The sequence below is a fragment of the Gemmata sp. SH-PL17 genome (assembly GCF_001610855.1).
Taxonomy (GTDB): Bacteria; Planctomycetota; Planctomycetia; order Gemmatales; family Gemmataceae; genus Gemmata; species Gemmata massiliana.
Map to the genome: position 1 here is coordinate 7,737,238 of NZ_CP011271.1, position 15,663 is coordinate 7,752,900.

Consider the following 15,663-nt stretch of genomic DNA (forward strand, 5'->3'; position numbering starts at 1 on the left):
TGAGCTTGCCGCCCGCAGTTGTTCGCTTGGATTGTGTGGTTACTTACTTGGTTTCAACCGCCGGCTCCTTCGCTTCGCTGACCAGCCCCGAGAGGTCCGGGAGCTTCAGACCGAAGATCGCGGCAATGACCGGCCCCCACTTGAGGGCCAGCTTGAGCAGGGTACCGTCGCCGAGCGCGGTGAACTGCCGAACGTCGCCGCCGCCGAGGTTCACGTTCAGGTGTAGGTGAAGCATCATTTATCCTTTGAGGGATCGGGTGAGGGGAAAACCTGCACTACCGGGGTGATCCCATCAACCCCCGAAGTGACCAGGATTACAGGCGGGGGAGGAAGAGGAACTTCCTTCCCCAACCACCGCTGAGCGAGCGCGGAGGCGATCGACAGCGCGAGGATCGCAGAGGCATACAGAGCCCAATCCTTCAGTCGTTCGGCGTAACTCTTGGTGCTTTCGGCCACGGCAATCACCTCTTGCGGATCAAGAACGAGACAACCCAGAACGCGGCAAACGCGCCCCATGCGATCGTGAACCCGAGGGGCGAGACGGGAACCCCGGAGAGAGTCACTACCGCGACTTCCACCAGGTAGAGGAGCGAAGTTGCAAGCCCCGGGTTTGGGCCTGGGGCAGTGTTCCGCATGCACACGTGCGAGAGCCACGCATCACCGAACCGCGCACCGATCAACACGCCGAGGCAGAAAGCCGACCCGCAGAGATAGCCGTAAATCGCTAGCAAAATGAGGATGCCCGCGAGGGTCGAGAACAGGATGACACCGAGGATGTCGTCGATCCCGCGCCCGAAGTGCCGCCGGTAGTAACACCAGAACGGCCCGCCGTCGCCGATCACTTCCTCGGCCGTGTGCCCTATTGTGAACGCGATCGAAAACGGGAACAAAACCCACTCGAGCGGGACGAGCGCCAGGGCGACGAGCAGCAGATCCACGGCATTACCTCAAGAGTTTGAACAGCTCGAGTAACCCCACGGTCGAGAGCACCCCGCCGCACACACCGACCACGAACCACACGTCCGGCCCGCGTGAGCGCTCGCGCCTCACCACGGCCGAGGGCAGGCACCGGGCCTCGGCACCGGTCGCCACGATCACCGGGAGCGGTTGCCCGCACCCGGCACACGGCCACAACGGGGGCGGCCAGTTCGTGCGCGTGTTGAACTTGTCGCACCGATGGCACGCCACCCCGATCACGCGGGCTACCTCACTTGAGGGTTGTCACCTCGAGCACTCTGCGCGTCGGCATGTCCACCGGCTCCCACACGTTGACGGGGCCGATGCCGGCGTCCGGGATCTCAATTGGAGTCCACGTCTCTGTTCCGCTCGCGCCGGGCCGGTACTTGCGGGCGATGTCCGCCGCGCAGCCCCACACGCGCGCCTTCTGGCCCTTCGCCGTCGTACAGCACACGCAGCTAATCAGCTCGCCCGTGTCGTCGCGGAAGATGCCCCCGCCCGAGTCGCCCGAGGAAACGGACAACGACATTTGGAGCTGACCGTTGCCGTCCTGAGCGAACGTGATCTCGCCGTCCTCGCGGTTGCCCGGGACATCAACGCCGTACCCCTTGTGCCAAATCTTGGTCCCTACAGGCGGGTTGCTCGCCGCGATCTCCGCGAACGGCAGGTCCGCGAGTGTCGCGTCCTCGGTCGTGAGCCACGCGCAGTCCGGCGTTTCGTAGATGCTCCCCACCTTGATCGCCAGCTTCCGGCCGTCGGGTAGCGTCATGGAGCCCTTCGCGCCGACGCCCACGTGGGTGACACAGTGCGCCGCGGTGAGCACGTCCCATTTCCCATCGGCTCGCCGTGGCCCGATCACGGTTGCGGTGCAACCCGCGTTGCCGAATTGGATCTTGCCCAGCGCGGCCACCGGGTTCGCCTTGGGCTTGATCGGCGGTTGCGGTGTGGGCGGAACGATCGGGGGCGCCTTGTCGCAACAGCTCTCGATTTCCACCGACATCGCTTGTTCATCCACCGAAATCGCGCCGTCGGCCCCGGTGGTGATGACCAGCGCTTCGATCTGGTAGGTACCGGGCGGGGCCGCGAACTCGAGAATCCCGCGCGGGGTCGTCGCGCGCTGCACGTCCTGGCTCGGGTACACGCGCCAGATGATTCCGGCTTTCGGGTCGAGCCCGGACGCCTTCACGCGCACGAGCTGGTACGGCTTGTATTTCGTCGGCCCCTCGAGCGCGAGCTTTTGCGGGAGCGGTTCGGGAACGAGCATCCGGTCCGGGGCGGCCGACACGACGGGCACCGTGAGGAGCAGCGCCAGGAGCACGAGCAGGCGAGCGCGGAACATGAGGGTGGGCCTCGTGGGTCAAAGTGGGTACGCGAGACGCAATAGGAAGTAACGATCATACTACGCGAAATTGATCGGTACTACCTATTGCAATGGCCAAAAAAAAGGAACCCGGACCGCGCCCCGTGTTAAGCCGTACCGAGGGGCACGTGCGGGGACGTGTCGTGAACGTGAACGCTCACGTCCCAACCGCTCGCCGCGCTGTCGGTCCGGCGCTTGATCTGGTCCCGGCACGCCTGCCACTTCTGTTGCAGCTCGCGCGTGGTCCGGAGCGCCCGGCGCAGCTCGGCCGTGAGCCGGTCGTATTCCTCGAGCAGCTCCGCGCCGCTCTTGATCGGGACGGGTGCCGTCATGGTGAACGCCCTCGGGTCAGGTGGAGTAGTCGGGGAGCTTGACCAGGCGCCCCGGGATCGTCACCACGCGCCCGGTCGAGAGCGTGGCCTTGCACGCGAGCTTGTACGTCGTGCCCCCGGTGCCCCCGCTGATGCGCACCGACAGCCCCTCACCGGCCGGGATCTCGTCGAACTCCGCGGCGAGCACCGACACGGTTCCGATCGACAGCCCGGACCCGCCCACGATCGCGCCCCCGGTGATCGTCGCCCCGGCCCGGATCTCCGGGCACCGCGACAGGTCGAACGCATAGTCCCGGTCGTCGCTCTCGGCCGCGACCACGGCCACGCCCTCGGTTGCCAGTGCCATCGGGTCATACCTCCAGGTCCGCGACCAGGTCGAGGGCGCGCGCTCGAGCGTGCGGCCCCACGTCGGGAGCGCGCGCCGGAACGCACCGCCCGGGGTGCCCGGGGTGCCCGGCGCGGAGCCCCCGCCGCCGAGCCCGAGCAGGTTGAGGAACGCGTTGATCCACCCGCCGACCATAGCGCCCTCACTTGTAGAGCACGTTTCCCATTACGTCGCTCGCCGGGAGCGCGGTCGCGTCGTTGTCGGCCACGCCCGCGGTGACCCGGATGCCGATTCCGGTTCCGAACGTGATGCCCGGGGGGATCGTGTCCACGAACCCGCCCACGGCCGTGTTCCCGGGCACCATGCACCGGTAAATCGGCGTGTCGCTCGTGCCCGGCGTGGTCGTCTGGTTGTACAGCCGCACGTACACGGGCGAGGCGTTCTTGTTGAAGAACCGCAACCCGTACACCTGGCCCGCGCTCGCCTTGATCGCCGCGGCCTGCACCGCCGCGGTCGAGAGGAACGAGTACGGGGTGGTTCCCCCGGCCGTGGCCGCGACCGCCGCGGCCTGCACCGTGTCGTCGGTCGCGATCGTGACGCGCTGGGTGCCCGCGCTCCGGGTGCCCGTGCCCATCGCCACCGCCTGGCCCCCGAGTTGCGCCAGGTTCGTGACCGTGGCGCACGTGGTCAGCGTGGTGACCGTGCCCACGGTCGTGACCGTGGCGAGCGTTTGGGCCGCGGCAATGGTGACCGCGGGGAGCGTGAGCACGTCCACGTCGCCGATGTTGTTCGTGCCCGCGGGGATCGCGGCCCCGAGCGTCACCGCCGGCGTGCCGGTGATGCTCACGGACCAGGCGCCCGACTGCGTCACCGCGTGCGTCGGGACCGAGGCGAGCGACACGGGCACGGCCGAGGCGCGGAGCTGCGTATCGGTGAGCGGGCCGGACACGGGTACGGTCCCGGAAACGCTCACGGTCCACGCGCCCGATTGCGTGGCCGCGACCGTACCGTCCACCGTGATGGACCCGCCCCCGTCGCCGATCGTCACGGCCCCGACCACCGCCAGCGTGCCCGCGAGCCGTGCGTCGATCGACTCGAGCACCGCCCCCTGCGCGGCTTGCAACGTGGCCGTTGCCGCGCCGGGCGCCAACGGGATCGCGGCGAGCGACACGGCCCACGTCGCGCCGGTCTGCTGATGGACCGGGAACCCGTGCTCCTCATCGACCGGGGTGTACGGGCCGCCCAGCTCCCCGAACGCGACCGCCCCGAACGGCATGATCCGGTTTTGCGAATCGGTGTCCGTGAACGAGTCGGTCGCGAGCACCGCGCCGCCCGAACCCGGGTTCAAGGTGAGTCCGTCGAACGCCATGAGTTAGGCTCCAATGATGTACCCGCCCGTTGATCCGCCCCCGCCGCCCGCGTCCTGGTGCTGAAGCGCCCCGATGTCTCGGTAGTTCGCACCAACCCCGCCCGGGAACGTCACCGGCAGCGCCAGAGCGCGCAACAGGGCACCAGCCCCAGCGGTCGCGTTGAGCCGGAAGTCCCCGCCCGCCGCGTTCACGAACGCCGACCCGCTCAGACCGATCGGGTCCAGGTCGCGGATGTTCCCGCCGCTGCGCCCCGACGAGTTCCCGAAGTCCGCACAGTTGACGACGAACGGGTTCGACGAGTTCCCCACGTACCCGCTCACCAGGTTCGCCTCGGCGATGCAGTTGTACGCCGCACTCTCGGCCGCGTTCGACAGGTTGAACCCGTTCCGCGCGTTGCCGTAGGCGATACAGTTCCACAGCTTCCGGCTCGCCGAAAACCCGTCCGTGTTTACCCCGGTGTTGTTGAACGCGATACAGTCCCGGGCGCTGGCCACGAACTGGAACGGGGTCGCGCTGTTGTTCCACGCCACGCACCCGATCCCGTGGTACACCTGCGCCGCCCCCGCGCCCGAGTTCCCCGTGAACTCGCCCAACGCGCACTCGGTGATGCCCGTCGCCGCCCCGTCCGTCACCGCCCCGTTGGTGAAGTTCTGGAACCGGCACCGCCACGTGCTCCCCCGGTGCGTACACCCGCTCCCCAGCGTGATGTTGTTCCCGTCGAAAATGATCGACTCGAGCAGCGCGTAGCTCGTGCTGGAGACGATGTTCGTGCTCGACAGGCTCGAATCGAGCTGCAACGTCGGGCGGTTCGCGTCCCAGTTGCGCACGCGCCGGGTGGTGTCGTAGCCCGAGTAGGACACGCCGTTGACCGGCGAGATCCGCCCCCGGCAACCGAAATCGTCGCCGACGTGATGACGAACGGGAGCGCGTTGTACTTGTAGAAGACGATGTTCCCGGACACGAGCACGGTGTTGAACGCGCCCCCCGGGGACGCGAGCGCCCCGCCCATTTTCAGGGTCGCGCCGGTACCCACGTTCAACCCCGTCGAGGCGTCCACAACAACGGTTGTTGCGTTGGTGCGCGAGAGGATCTGCACGTACCGGCGCGTGATGGACGCGCTCCCGCCCTCAATGCAGATCCCGTTACCCACGCAGTTCGCGGGGAAGTTCGCGCTGGCGCTCGTGATGGTCGTCGTGGCGTTGGTCACGGCGTCGGTCACCGCGATCTGGGGCGCCGCCTGCTGGGAATAGTCCACATTCCCGGTGCCCAGAGCGTTCGTGTTGAAGCTACCCCCGTTCGAGTCGTCCCCGTCTACGCGCACTTCCCACACCGTGTTCGCGTTGAACGCCATGACTCACCCCACCAGGTAGGAACGGGGGTTGACCGCGATCTTCCGGACCAGGGGGCCGAGCTGGTCGTTCGCGGCAATCATCCCCTTGACCACCACGAGCACCCGCAACAGCGCGATCACGTCGTGGTTCGTCAACTGCACCCGCGCGTTGTCGTCGGTCCCGGTGATGCCCTGCGCGGGCACCGCCTGGTAGTCGCTGGGCTCCCACGGCTCGGCCCGCAGGAGCGCCGCGTCCGTGGTCCCGAGGGCCGCCGCGAGCCCCTGGCCCACTACCGCGTCGAGGGCCGCCGTGGGGACCGAGAGCACCCCCGCGAGTAGGTCCGCCGTGGTCCGGACCGTCTCGTCCGTGAACCGTCGCAATACCGGGTTGTCGATCATGAGCGCTCTCCGTTAAGCCGCGAACGGGCGAACCCGACAGATCACGTCCTCGCACCACACCGGCCCGTCCGGGTACTGCGCGCACGTGGTCGCCGCGAAATCACAGTCCCCGGTGTACCGCATCCCGTACCGCCCGAGCTTCTCCGGGTCGTTGGGAAAGACCAGGCACGGCGTCCCGAGGTTCCCGGCCGTCAGCACCGGGCGCTCCGGGCGCCAGATGAGCGGGGCCGTCGGGTGCCCGCTCATGCGGAAGATGTGGGGCCGGTCCGGGTTCGTCCGGAGCCGCGCCCGCACGCGCGCGATCGCGCCCGGGGTGTACTCGTCGTCGTCGTCCAGCGCCATCACGTGCGTACCGGATGCCTGGCGTGTGTCGAGCACCCAGTTCCGCGCGTGGTGCCCCCACATGCCCCGGGTGCCCGGGTTCTCGAGGTACCGACCCGGTAGCCCCGTCTGCGCGAGCAGCTCGGCCGCGACCGGGTGCGGGCCGTCCCCGACCAGGAGCACCTCGTCGCCCGGTTCCCACAACTGGCCCCGGAGCGAACGGAGGGTCCGGGCGAGCGTCGGGCGCGCCACGGTCGCGATCACCAGTGAGAGCCGAATGTCACCCATGCTTGTACAGCCCCGCGTGGAAATCCCGCTCCCACCCCTCGCACGTGAAATCGTCCGGGAGCGCCACCCCGAAGCGCGCCGCGAACGCCCGGTACTCGTCCACCGTGCTCGAGTGGTGCCACAGGAACGCGCCGGACTGCTCGCGCGCCATCGGCACCAGCTCCCACGGCCAGTACGCCCCGCCGAGATGCTCGCGGATCAGCTCCGCAATGAGCGTCTCGGCGTCGTACCCGGCGGCCCGCTCGAAGTAGAACGGGCGCGGCTTGTAGAACTCGAGCGCGGCCGGTGTGGTCCACTCCTTCACCCGCATGAGCACGATTTCGGTGCGGACCGGCCAGCGCGGGTGATCGCACTTCCGGGTCGCCGTCGCCAGGTCCGCCAGGTCGAGCGCCTTGGCCCCGTCTTGGAGCCAGAACGGGGCCGTCGGGATGAACCGCTGGGACAGCTTGCACACGTACTCGAGCCCGCGCTCACGGCCCCACAGCGCGCCCTTGTGGAACGCCGCAATGTCGCCCCCGCCGTGCCCGATGCGCTCCGGGTTCGTGCTCAGCTCCGCGCCCGGGTACTTCGCACAGATGCGTTCCAGGTCCGCGTGTATCCGCGGGTCGTCGTTGCTGATGAGCACCGGGACCGGGCCGCACGATTCCCGCACGGCCCGGATCTGCACCTCGGCGAGCGCGGCCCACTTGTACACCCCGACCACGATTCCGCACGGGGGGGGCACCGGCGCGGGGAATATTCGGTGGAATGATTGCGGCACTTTTGCCCGGGGTGCGTCCGGGTGATGGTCGCACGTGGCACACGTCCACAGCCCGGATTGCGTGTTGCCGCGCGTACAGATCCCCTCTTCGTTGTCCGGGTGATCGCAGTAGTACGTGCGCCGCGCTTCGTTCGGACCCGCGCACGTGCTGCACTCGCGCTGCAAGTCCTTTTGGTGTGGGCACTCGGCCCGGAGCACGGGTAGCGCGACCCGTTGCAGCCCGGTGGGGCGCGGGTCCGGGCCGATCATGGGCACGCCCGCGGCCTTCCGGTCCGCGGTGCGCTTCTTGTAGTGGGCTACCCTTCCCATTCGAGTTGCCCCCGCACGTGGAAATAAACCTGGTCGCCCGCCGCGTTCCTCATCGTGTTCTTTGTGAGCGTCGAGTCGCAGTAATCGACGCCACCAGTTACCCAAAGGAAGTTCGTACCGGGCATCGCAACCACGTGGAAACACAGTGTCGTGAATTCCAATTCGATCGGGCCGGTTGAGCCGCCGATGGTTCCCGATCCCTTCCACGAGCCGGAGCCCGAATCGTAATCCAAGTAAATCCACTTGCCCGCGTCGCCCGCATACGCGCCCGTGCCGCCGGATAGGAATTCCAGTGCGATCCGATCCTGAAAATGGACCGATTGAATCCCGCCGCAGGGCATAAACGTGTGCGACCCGTTCGCCGGGCAGCTAGTTGCTTTACGAAGCCGAAAAGTGATATGAGCGGTTCCGGCGAACGGTGCGCCGAGATTAATCTTGTACGTGCCCCCGTTCGGTATGAGGATGCACCGGTTCCCGCCGTTAACCGCTTCTTTGTCCTGGCTCCCGAACGATCCCGTTGCATACGTCGGCGGAAAGAAGTCTGTTGCGCAGTTGGTCTGCACGACACTTACGTTAATGCCGCTAACGGACGGGTTATCGCACCCGGCTTCGAGTACGTGCGATTCGGTCAGGTTGACGATAAACGTCTGTCCGCCAAGAGTGCTATCCCACTTGTACCAGACGCCCTCTTCCAGATCGTTCGCGACGGTCGAACACGCACTAGGCCCCCCTAGAGACTTTGCGCAGTTTGATACGGCAATGTTCTCGGTTTTGTGCGGCCCGCTCACCACCTCGATTTCGTCGTCCCCGCACGCCTCGCCCGGGTCCAGCCACACCGCCGCGGGTTCGTCGTCGGTGCCCGCGTCCCGGACGCAATACCACCCTTCCGGGCACCCCTGGCACACCTTCAGATAGAGCACCCGCGAGCACACGTCGTCCGGGTCTTCCACGAAGTCCGGGTAGAAGTCCTTGCGCTTGAACGCGAACGTCACGCACGGGCACACCGAGCAGTCCTTGCGCCCGACCTTCGCGACCGCCGAGGGCAGGCTCGAGGTGAGCGACAGGGACGGGACGGCCGGGTCGAACGAGACCGTGTATTCGATCTCGTTAATGGTGATCTTCAGACCGATCTCGACCGCCGGCGCGGCGCCCCCGACCTCCTGAATGGTCCAATAATCCTCGGGCTTGGCCGCGACGAGCCACCCGTCCCCGTTGCAGTCCGGGTTCCCGCTCCGCGAGCCGGCGCCCCCGCCCCCGAGGAGCACGTACACGTTCTTCGTGCCCGTGGACGTGGGCGGGACGAGTAGACGCACGGGTCCGGTCGCGGCCGAGACCAGGTGCGACGAGTACCCGGCGAGCGGGCGCGCGAACCGGTGACTCGTGCTCGAGATGCTCACCTGCGCGACCGTCGCCCCCGACACCACGGCGCGCCCGATCTCACCCGGCCTGATCCCGTCGAGCACCACGAGCACCGGGTCCGTGGGCGCGGCCGGGGTCGCGCCCCGAATGAGCGGGCGCCGGCGCGCGAGCAACGGATCGTCTTCGGGGTCGAGCCCCACCGCCTTCGGGGTCAGGATCGTGCGCGCCTCAATCGCATCCTCACCCGTGTTCTCGACCAGCACGGTGAGCGCCGGGCGCCACGGGTCGCCGTCGAGCGGGCGCGCGCCGGCCGTCGGTCGGGGATCGTCCTCGGACCGCTTGACCGCATCAATGATCCGGTTCCAGGTGCTCGCGGTGATGACCAACGGCGCGCCCGGGGTCGCGTACTTGAGCGCGTCCATTACGCCCCCATTTCGATGAGGGAGAAGTCCACCGGACGAATCACCTTCTCGACGTAGGCCGCCGAGGGCACCCCGACCGAGACCTTGGTCACCGGGTCTTGGCGCTCGCGGAACAGCACCCACAGGTAGTGCCACCCGCGCTTGCTGATCGTCTCACTGACGATCGGCAGCTCGTCGGGGATAATCACGATCCCCTCCTCGTGCTCGTTCACCCCGAACTCGCACGTGATGGTCCACCCCTCGCCCTGCGTGTACTGGCCCTCGGCCGAGAGAAACAGCACGTCCTCAATGTCCCACCCGTAGAACGGCGCGTTATTGGTCCGTCCCGCCAGGTTGAACAACGTGGCCAGGTACCCCTGGGTGACCTTCGCGCGCGCGAACGTGCGCCGGAGCACGGACGTGGGCTCGGGCGGCCACTCCACGCCCGCGATCTTCCCGTCCGTGTCCGGGCTGATGGCCTGTTTGAAGTTCGGCGCGATCCCGCCCCCGCGGTTCCACGAGCCGACCGTTTGGAGCGAGTACAGGAGCGTTTGCTTCCGGGCGCGGATGCTGAACGAGTACCCGCCCGTGAGCGCGATGTCGGGCGCGGTCGGCGCCTCGGGCGGGGGCGGTGGGGCGCCGTCGCTGGCCTCCCCGCCGAGCGGTTGGTCCCCGCCCCCGACGCCCGTGGTCCCGTAGTTCACCTCGGCCTTCCACATGTGGGACGCGCCGTTGGGGGTGAGCTTCAGGTCGTTGCGGACGAACCCGTCGTAATACGGGAACGTGCCCGCCAGCACGTACAGGTAAATCGTCGCCTGCGACTCCCCGGCCGTGGTGATGATGTTGAACCGGAGGATCTCGCCCCCGCCGTTGGCCCCGAACGTCAGCTCGCGCGAGTCGGGCGCCTCGTATGCGTAGATCATTTGAACGTGAGCCCCCGCCCGAGGTCGCTAATGGCCTTGACGATGTTGCCCGTGTTCTTCGCGGTCTCCTCGGCCGCCTTGAGCTGCTTGGCCGGGATCGTGTCGGCCCCGAACCGCTGCGCCGCGTTGCCCGCGCTGAAGCTCCCCGGGCTCGCGAGCGTCATCTTCTCGACCGCCGCGACCCCGCCCGCGATCGCTTCCGCGGCCCCGCCGAGGACGTTGAGCATGTTGAGGCGCCCGACCTCCCCCTTGACCTTGTCCAGCGCCCCGTCGTTCGCGCCCTTCGCCTTGAGTTTGAACAGGGCCGCTTGCTCGGCCGTCATGTTCCACGTGTCCGCCTGCTCCTTCAGCGCCTTGGTGACCTCCTCGATCTCCTTCTTCAGCTCCTCCCCCATCCCCTCCACGCCGCCCGCGATCGCGGCAATCGCCCCGCCGACCGCCTCGTCCCGCTTCTTCTTGCCCTGCGCGGCCGCGATGAACGCGATCTGCCAGAACGTCGCGCCCTTGAGCATCTGCTCGTAAATCTGGATCTGCTCCGCGGTCTGCCCGAACGTGTCGCCCTGTTTCTTCAGCTCCCGTGTCAGCTCCGCGATCTCCTTAATGCGCTCCGGGTCGCGCCCCGGGTTGAGGAGCTTGGCCCGCTGGTCGCTCAGCTCCTGTAAGCGCTCGAACGCCTTGTCCCGGGCCGCGTTCGCCGCGTCGATGTGGGCCTGCAAGTCGGCCGTCGCTTCCTCCAGCCCCGGGAGCCCGATCGCGCCCCCGGTCTGGAGGAGCCCGGCCTGGACGCGCTCGCCCAGCGTGCCCTTGCGCCGGAACGTCGCGAGCCGGTCCTTCTTGTCCTGGTGGTACTCCTTAAGCCCCTGTTGAACGGCCCGGTCCTGTTCCAGCCGGGCGATCTCCTTGTCGATCGCGAGCACCTTCTTCTTCGGGTCGATCTCGGACTCGATCAGCTCCGTGCGGCGCTTCATGTTCATCGCCCCGAGCTGGTCCGCCTGCGCGATGGCCCGGCTCGTGCGCTCGTACTCCTTGCGCAGCTCTTCCACGTTCGCGACCAGCTCGACGACCGCGCGCCCGACCCCGGTGGCGAGCTGCACGGCCAGCTCGACCGCCTTGCCCTTGATGCCCCCGAGCACCATGTCGAGCCCGCCCCCGGCCTTCTTGCCCGCGCTCTTCAGCGCCCCGGTGAGCGACTCGGCCCCCTTCTTCGCCCTCTCGAGAACGGGCGTGAGCTTGTCCTTGCCCCACAGCTCGTACCACGCCCCGCCCGCGCGCACGTCGTTCGCGGTACCCGCCATGACTCACGCCCTTCCTATGCCCCCGAGCGCGGCCACCCCGCGCGCGTTAATGAACGCCTTCACGTCCGCGATCCGCCGTTGCGCCCCGCCCGAGCCCCCGCCCCCGGCCCGAACGGGTTAATTTGCTCCGGGTCCAGGGCCTTCCCGGTGAACGGCATGAACCCCACAATTCCGGCCAGGTGCCACGCGGACAACTGCCCGTCCACGCGCTTCCGGGCGCCCACCATCCACCCGAGCTTGCGGAGCGTCAGCCGGGCGGGATCGACCCCGACGATTCCGGCGAGTTCGTAACAGAGCCGGACGAGGTCGCCGGGCTCGGGTCCGCGTTCGTCGTCGCCACCAGCGCGCGGATCCGGGACCGCAGGCGGCTCGGGGAAAAATCTGCCAGCGCGCCCACGAACGCCTGCCACGCGGCCTCGAGCGCGTCCCCGCCGAGGGACCGCCCGAACTGCTCCGGGGTGAGGGCAACTTTCGTGGCCTGCTCCTCGACGAGCACCCACAGCACGCGCACGAACTTCACCGGGTCTTCGAGCAGCTCGAACAGCCCCGCGAGCTGGTCCCGGAGCAGCGCTCCGATTCGCACGTCACACCGGGCCTCGACCTGCTCGACCGCGTGAACGTGGATTGCGACCACCCACTCGCGCCCCGCGTTGTCCCGAAACGTGTTCGCCATTGGCCCTACCCCTTGAGGTACTTCCCGCTCTCGGCTTCCGCGTCCCCCGCGGGCTTCACGAACGGTCGCGCCGACCACACCCCGCGCTTGCGCTCGCCCGACCGACTCGCCTTGAACGTGCCCGACCCGCCCTTCTCGAGCAGCCCGGGCACCTTGGCGTCCGCCGCGGTCCCGAACTTGACCGGCCCGATCACCACCGACTCGGATTCCCGGTCGTATGCGAAAAAGATCAGCTCTTTCAGCGGGGACACCTGGCGCCGGACCGTGGTCCCGTCCGTCGCCTTCTTGGGCCGCGTGTACTTGCTCCGGCTCCGGTGAACGTGGGGCGGTTGCCCCGGTTTGCTCTTGCCCGGCTTGTATCTCAGGCTCGACTTCATCCGGGTGCGCGTGAACGCCCCGAACCGGGACGCCGTTTTGCGGTACTCCTTCATGGCCGCGTCCATCACGGCCCGGGTGTCGAAGAACCCGTCCTTGAGCGCCTCGAAGGAGAAGTCGAACGGCATACCGCACCTCGCACCCGGCCCCGGTCCGCCCCTTACACCGTGATGTCGGTGAAGGTCGGGGTGCTGCTCGCGCCCATCACGGCCGACTTCGGTAACCCGTTGGTGGTGATCGTGGGCTTGATGTCGAACGTCGAGAAAATGGTGCCCTCGATCTCCTGGGGCTCGCCGCTCAGGGAAATCAGGAACTCGCCCCGGAGCCCCCGGGCGCCCTCGGTCGCGAGCTTCGCGTTGAGGATCAACAGGTCCAACACCGCGGTCCGGGACCAGTGCGCATCAACCCACGCGGCATAGTTCGCGTCCGCCGGGTCCGCGCGCATCATCACCTGAATCGCCAGGTCCACGGCCACCTTGCCGTAAATCTTGATGGGCGTGGCCCGCGAGGGCGCGTCCGCGAAGTCCCACGGGAACGAGGGGGACACGGAGCGGATGATGTTCTGGGCGCCCCACGTGGGGGTGCCGTAGGAGCCGGAATTCTTGTACAGAACGGCGCCGATGCCGGTGAGGATCTGGGTTGCTGCGGCCATATGTTGGGCACCTCGTTAGGCGTCACGGAGTTCGGCAAAGGTCAGCTCGACCACGGACAAGAACAGGTTCCCGGCGCCGAGGAGCCGGTCCACCTCGCACACGGTCACCACCGCGGATTCGGTCACGAGCTTGAGGTTCCAGTTCGGGGGCTGGCGCCCGAAATCGAACCCCTGAACGATGCGGTCGTAAACGAAATCGACGCGCTCGGTGATCCAGTCCCGGGGCGGGTCACCGGCATCGGGGTACCGCTCGACCACGTGAACCGTGACCTGGTGCGTGTACCGGTCCTCGCCCCGGGTCTCGGCCGCCGAATCGTACCCGGTCGGGTAAATGATGACCTGGCGCCCGCGGACCCGGTGCTCGCCCTCCTCGGCGTCCCCGAGGCGCCGGAAGAAGTGCCACTCCACCGCCGACGGCGAGACCGGGCGCCAGGCGTCCCGGAGCGCCGCGGCGAGTTGCTCGCACAGAATGAGTGTCGGTGTCGTGGGCATGGCTCACTTCCAGATCAACACGGCGATACCGAACACGATTCCGACCGCGCCGAGGAACCCGCCGCACCCGGCGAGCACCAGGAGCCCGGTGAACAGGTTCCCGAACGCGCGCCCCAGACTCGGCCCGTGCATGGTTCAGTCCTCTTTGCGCTTCACGTGGATGCGCCACACGTCGCGGTTCTGGTCGATGAACCGGACCGCGGGTTCGGCGCCGTCCAGGTTCCCGATGTAAAACACGATCTCCTCACCGTCGATCACGTGGGCGATCGTGTCCCCGATGCGCGGGCGCCCGAACCCCAGATCCCTGAGCGCGGCCACCGCGATCAGGTAGTCCCGGTCGCTGTACGCGATCCGGGCCGCGCCCTGCTCGACCTCGCTCGCGAGCGTCTGGCCCACAACCGCGGTGACCGTGTGCGACTCACCGGAGCGCGAGTACGTGACCAGTTCCCCGGCCGCCTGCTCGACCTTTTCCGTGAGCCACGATCGCGCCTTGTTGAGCAGGCTCACGCCGCGGCCCCCAGCAGGTGCGCGAGCTGCCCGGCCACCTGGTACACGGTCTGCGCGCTCGGGTTCTGGCTGTCGCGCACGGCTTTGGCCGCCCCGTCCCGGAGCGCGCCGATAACCGGGGTGTGGGTCGCTTCCGGGACCAGGGCCGCGAGCGCGACCACATCGCCCGCGAACACCTCCACGAGCGAACGGGCGGGCTTCCCGCGCACGGCCTCGGTCACCCGGTCGCGCGGGCTCACCTCGGGGTCCGGGATCACGAGCGACGATGCGTTCCCGGGGAACGTGGCCCCGGCCGTGTCGGTCGTCGGGATACCCTTCGGTGCGGGCTTCTTCGCGGTGGTGTCGGACATCGGTGAACCTCGGGTGCGGGCGAGCGGGAAAGCGGCCGGGGCGATCGGCCGCGGGACTCAACTACGAAGGAGCCGAGCGTTACGCACCCGGATCGTGTCTCACCTGACACAGACCGTTGTTCGCGGCGCACGCGGTCACCGTGACGCCGAAAATCTTGTTCGTGCTCGCGGTCAACGTGACCTTGTTGTTCACATCGTCCCAATACACCTTCTTGTCCGCGGCAATGGCACCGTCCCCGACCATCTCGTACACCCCGCCCCCGCTCGCCAGGGCGCCGAGGGTGCTCGCCGGGATGTCCAAGTGAGCCACGCGCGGGGTGTCGTTGGTGATGACCACGGTACCGGCCGCGATCGCGGACCCGGGGGTGTGGTCCACCATCACCGGGGCGCCGTGCAGGAACCGAGCTTCAAAGGGCATGACCGTTCTCCGGTTGAGAGTGTGGGTGAGGGGCCGGCGTCACGCGGACGCGGGGCCGGTTACTTCGCGGCGCGGGCCTTGCGGATGGCCTCGAGCACGTCCGCCTTCTTCACGTCCGCGGGCACGGCCACGGACTCGGCCGCCGCGATCGCGCGCAGCTCCGGGACCGTCTTTTTGTCGAGCCCGTCGTCCCCGGGCGCCTTGGGCGCGATCGGCGCCGTTTCGGGTTGCACGCTCGCGAGGAGCAGCGCGTCGGCCGCCTCGCACAGCTCCGGGGCCGCGATCGTGTACGGGTCCGAGTCCCGGCGCCCGGGCCGCACCTCGGCGCCCACGCCCGCGAGGATCTGCGCGTCCGCGTGGGACACGGTGACGACCGCGTTGGACCCCTTCCAACCGGCCGCCATCTCCACCAGTCGCTTGTGCTCGGGCTTCATCGGTCCGGCTCCGCACGTGGGTCAAAATGTTCG

At 68.2% G+C, this 15,663-nt stretch carries 26 protein-coding genes; 1 reads left to right on the forward strand and 25 read right to left on the reverse strand.

Annotated features, from left to right (window positions below; translation table 11 throughout):
• Positions 1–43: 43 nt before the first annotated feature.
• The 9 genes from VT84_RS32090 to VT84_RS32125 form a co-directional block, all read right to left on the reverse strand.
• The gene (locus VT84_RS32090; RefSeq protein ID WP_157470073.1) at positions 44–238 is read right to left on the reverse strand and encodes a hypothetical protein; all 195 of its coding nucleotides are present in this window, start codon (positions 236–238) and stop codon (positions 44–46) included.
• The gene (locus VT84_RS39145; protein WP_157470075.1) at positions 235–456 is read right to left on the reverse strand and encodes a hypothetical protein; all 222 of its coding nucleotides are present in this window, start codon (positions 454–456) and stop codon (positions 235–237) included. The genes VT84_RS32090 and VT84_RS39145 overlap by 4 nt, the downstream gene beginning before the upstream one ends.
• Positions 457–461: 5 nt before the next feature.
• A complete protein-coding gene (locus VT84_RS32095; RefSeq protein WP_082842392.1) occupies positions 462–938 on the reverse strand; it encodes a hypothetical protein in 477 nt (158 codons plus the stop codon).
• Between the two features lie 4 nt (positions 939–942).
• Positions 943–1,197 (reverse strand): hypothetical protein, encoded by a 255-nt coding sequence (locus VT84_RS32100; protein WP_082842393.1) that lies wholly within the window; start codon positions 1,195–1,197, stop codon positions 943–945.
• Positions 1,198–1,207: 10 nt separating this feature from the next.
• Positions 1,208–2,296, reverse strand: coding sequence for a trypsin-like peptidase domain-containing protein (locus VT84_RS32105; RefSeq protein WP_082842394.1), 1,089 nt, complete (start codon positions 2,294–2,296; stop codon positions 1,208–1,210).
• Between the two features lie 128 nt (positions 2,297–2,424).
• Entirely contained in the window at positions 2,425–2,649 is a 225-nt protein-coding gene (locus tag VT84_RS32110) for a hypothetical protein (RefSeq protein WP_082842395.1), read from the reverse strand.
• Positions 2,650–2,665: 16 nt separating this feature from the next.
• A complete protein-coding gene (locus tag VT84_RS32115) occupies positions 2,666–3,169 on the reverse strand; it encodes a hypothetical protein (RefSeq protein ID WP_082842396.1) in 504 nt (167 codons plus the stop codon).
• A gap of 7 nt (positions 3,170–3,176) precedes the next feature.
• The gene (locus tag VT84_RS32120; protein ID WP_082842397.1) at positions 3,177–4,343 is read right to left on the reverse strand and encodes a hypothetical protein; all 1,167 of its coding nucleotides are present in this window, start codon (positions 4,341–4,343) and stop codon (positions 3,177–3,179) included.
• Positions 4,344–4,346: 3 nt separating this feature from the next.
• A complete protein-coding gene (locus tag VT84_RS32125) occupies positions 4,347–5,204 on the reverse strand; it encodes a hypothetical protein (protein WP_082842398.1) in 858 nt (285 codons plus the stop codon).
• A gap of 87 nt (positions 5,205–5,291) precedes the next feature.
• Between VT84_RS32125 and VT84_RS32130 the strand changes: the two genes are divergently transcribed.
• Entirely contained in the window at positions 5,292–5,594 is a 303-nt protein-coding gene (locus VT84_RS32130) for a hypothetical protein (protein WP_082842399.1), read from the forward strand.
• A gap of 104 nt (positions 5,595–5,698) precedes the next feature.
• Here the strand turns inward: VT84_RS32130 and VT84_RS32135 are convergent, their stop codons facing one another.
• The 16 genes from VT84_RS32135 to VT84_RS32200 all read right to left on the reverse strand — a co-directional run bounded on the left by VT84_RS32135 (position 5,699) and on the right by VT84_RS32200 (position 15,630).
• Complete coding sequence (locus VT84_RS32135) at positions 5,699–6,073, reverse strand: hypothetical protein (RefSeq protein ID WP_082842400.1); 375 nt, start codon at positions 6,071–6,073, stop codon at positions 5,699–5,701.
• Between the two features lie 12 nt (positions 6,074–6,085).
• A complete protein-coding gene (locus VT84_RS32140; protein ID WP_082842401.1) occupies positions 6,086–6,682 on the reverse strand; it encodes a glycosyltransferase family 2 protein in 597 nt (198 codons plus the stop codon).
• Complete coding sequence (locus VT84_RS32145; protein ID WP_082842402.1) at positions 6,675–7,751, reverse strand: hypothetical protein; 1,077 nt, start codon at positions 7,749–7,751, stop codon at positions 6,675–6,677. The genes VT84_RS32140 and VT84_RS32145 overlap by 8 nt, the downstream gene beginning before the upstream one ends.
• Positions 7,739–9,532 (reverse strand): hypothetical protein, encoded by a 1,794-nt coding sequence (locus VT84_RS32150; RefSeq protein ID WP_082842403.1) that lies wholly within the window; start codon positions 9,530–9,532, stop codon positions 7,739–7,741. Before VT84_RS32150 ends, VT84_RS32145 begins: the two co-directional genes overlap by 13 nt.
• Complete coding sequence (locus VT84_RS32155) at positions 9,532–10,434, reverse strand: hypothetical protein (protein WP_082842404.1); 903 nt, start codon at positions 10,432–10,434, stop codon at positions 9,532–9,534. Before VT84_RS32155 ends, VT84_RS32150 begins: the two co-directional genes overlap by 1 nt.
• Positions 10,431–11,729, reverse strand: coding sequence for a hypothetical protein (locus VT84_RS32160; RefSeq protein ID WP_082842405.1), 1,299 nt, complete (start codon positions 11,727–11,729; stop codon positions 10,431–10,433). Before VT84_RS32160 ends, VT84_RS32155 begins: the two co-directional genes overlap by 4 nt.
• Before the next feature lie 59 nt (positions 11,730–11,788).
• Entirely contained in the window at positions 11,789–11,956 is a 168-nt protein-coding gene (locus tag VT84_RS39150) for a hypothetical protein (protein WP_157470077.1), read from the reverse strand.
• Between the two features lie 20 nt (positions 11,957–11,976).
• Positions 11,977–12,402, reverse strand: a complete 426-nt coding sequence (locus VT84_RS32165) for a hypothetical protein (protein ID WP_082842406.1) — start codon at positions 12,400–12,402, stop codon at positions 11,977–11,979.
• 5 nt (positions 12,403–12,407) lie between these two features.
• Positions 12,408–12,905, reverse strand: coding sequence for a hypothetical protein (locus VT84_RS32170; protein WP_082842407.1), 498 nt, complete (start codon positions 12,903–12,905; stop codon positions 12,408–12,410).
• Positions 12,906–12,937: 32 nt separating this feature from the next.
• Positions 12,938–13,429 (reverse strand): hypothetical protein, encoded by a 492-nt coding sequence (locus VT84_RS32175; RefSeq protein ID WP_082842408.1) that lies wholly within the window; start codon positions 13,427–13,429, stop codon positions 12,938–12,940.
• A gap of 15 nt (positions 13,430–13,444) precedes the next feature.
• Positions 13,445–13,921 carry a hypothetical protein gene (locus tag VT84_RS32180; RefSeq protein WP_082842409.1) on the reverse strand — a complete coding sequence of 159 codons (477 nt, stop codon included), beginning with the start codon at positions 13,919–13,921 and terminating at the stop codon, positions 13,445–13,447.
• A gap of 3 nt (positions 13,922–13,924) precedes the next feature.
• Complete coding sequence (locus VT84_RS41835; protein WP_255359518.1) at positions 13,925–14,053, reverse strand: hypothetical protein; 129 nt, start codon at positions 14,051–14,053, stop codon at positions 13,925–13,927.
• 3 nt (positions 14,054–14,056) lie between these two features.
• Entirely contained in the window at positions 14,057–14,428 is a 372-nt protein-coding gene (locus VT84_RS32185; RefSeq protein WP_082842410.1) for a hypothetical protein, read from the reverse strand.
• On the reverse strand, positions 14,425–14,778 hold the full coding sequence (locus tag VT84_RS32190; RefSeq protein WP_082842411.1) for a hypothetical protein: 354 nt from the start codon (positions 14,776–14,778) through the stop codon (positions 14,425–14,427). The genes VT84_RS32185 and VT84_RS32190 overlap by 4 nt, the downstream gene beginning before the upstream one ends.
• A gap of 79 nt (positions 14,779–14,857) precedes the next feature.
• The gene (locus VT84_RS32195) at positions 14,858–15,196 is read right to left on the reverse strand and encodes a DUF2190 family protein (RefSeq protein ID WP_082842412.1); all 339 of its coding nucleotides are present in this window, start codon (positions 15,194–15,196) and stop codon (positions 14,858–14,860) included.
• Between the two features lie 59 nt (positions 15,197–15,255).
• Positions 15,256–15,630 carry a Rho termination factor N-terminal domain-containing protein gene (locus VT84_RS32200; protein WP_082842413.1) on the reverse strand — a complete coding sequence of 125 codons (375 nt, stop codon included), beginning with the start codon at positions 15,628–15,630 and terminating at the stop codon, positions 15,256–15,258.
• Positions 15,631–15,663: the final 33 nt, after the last annotated feature.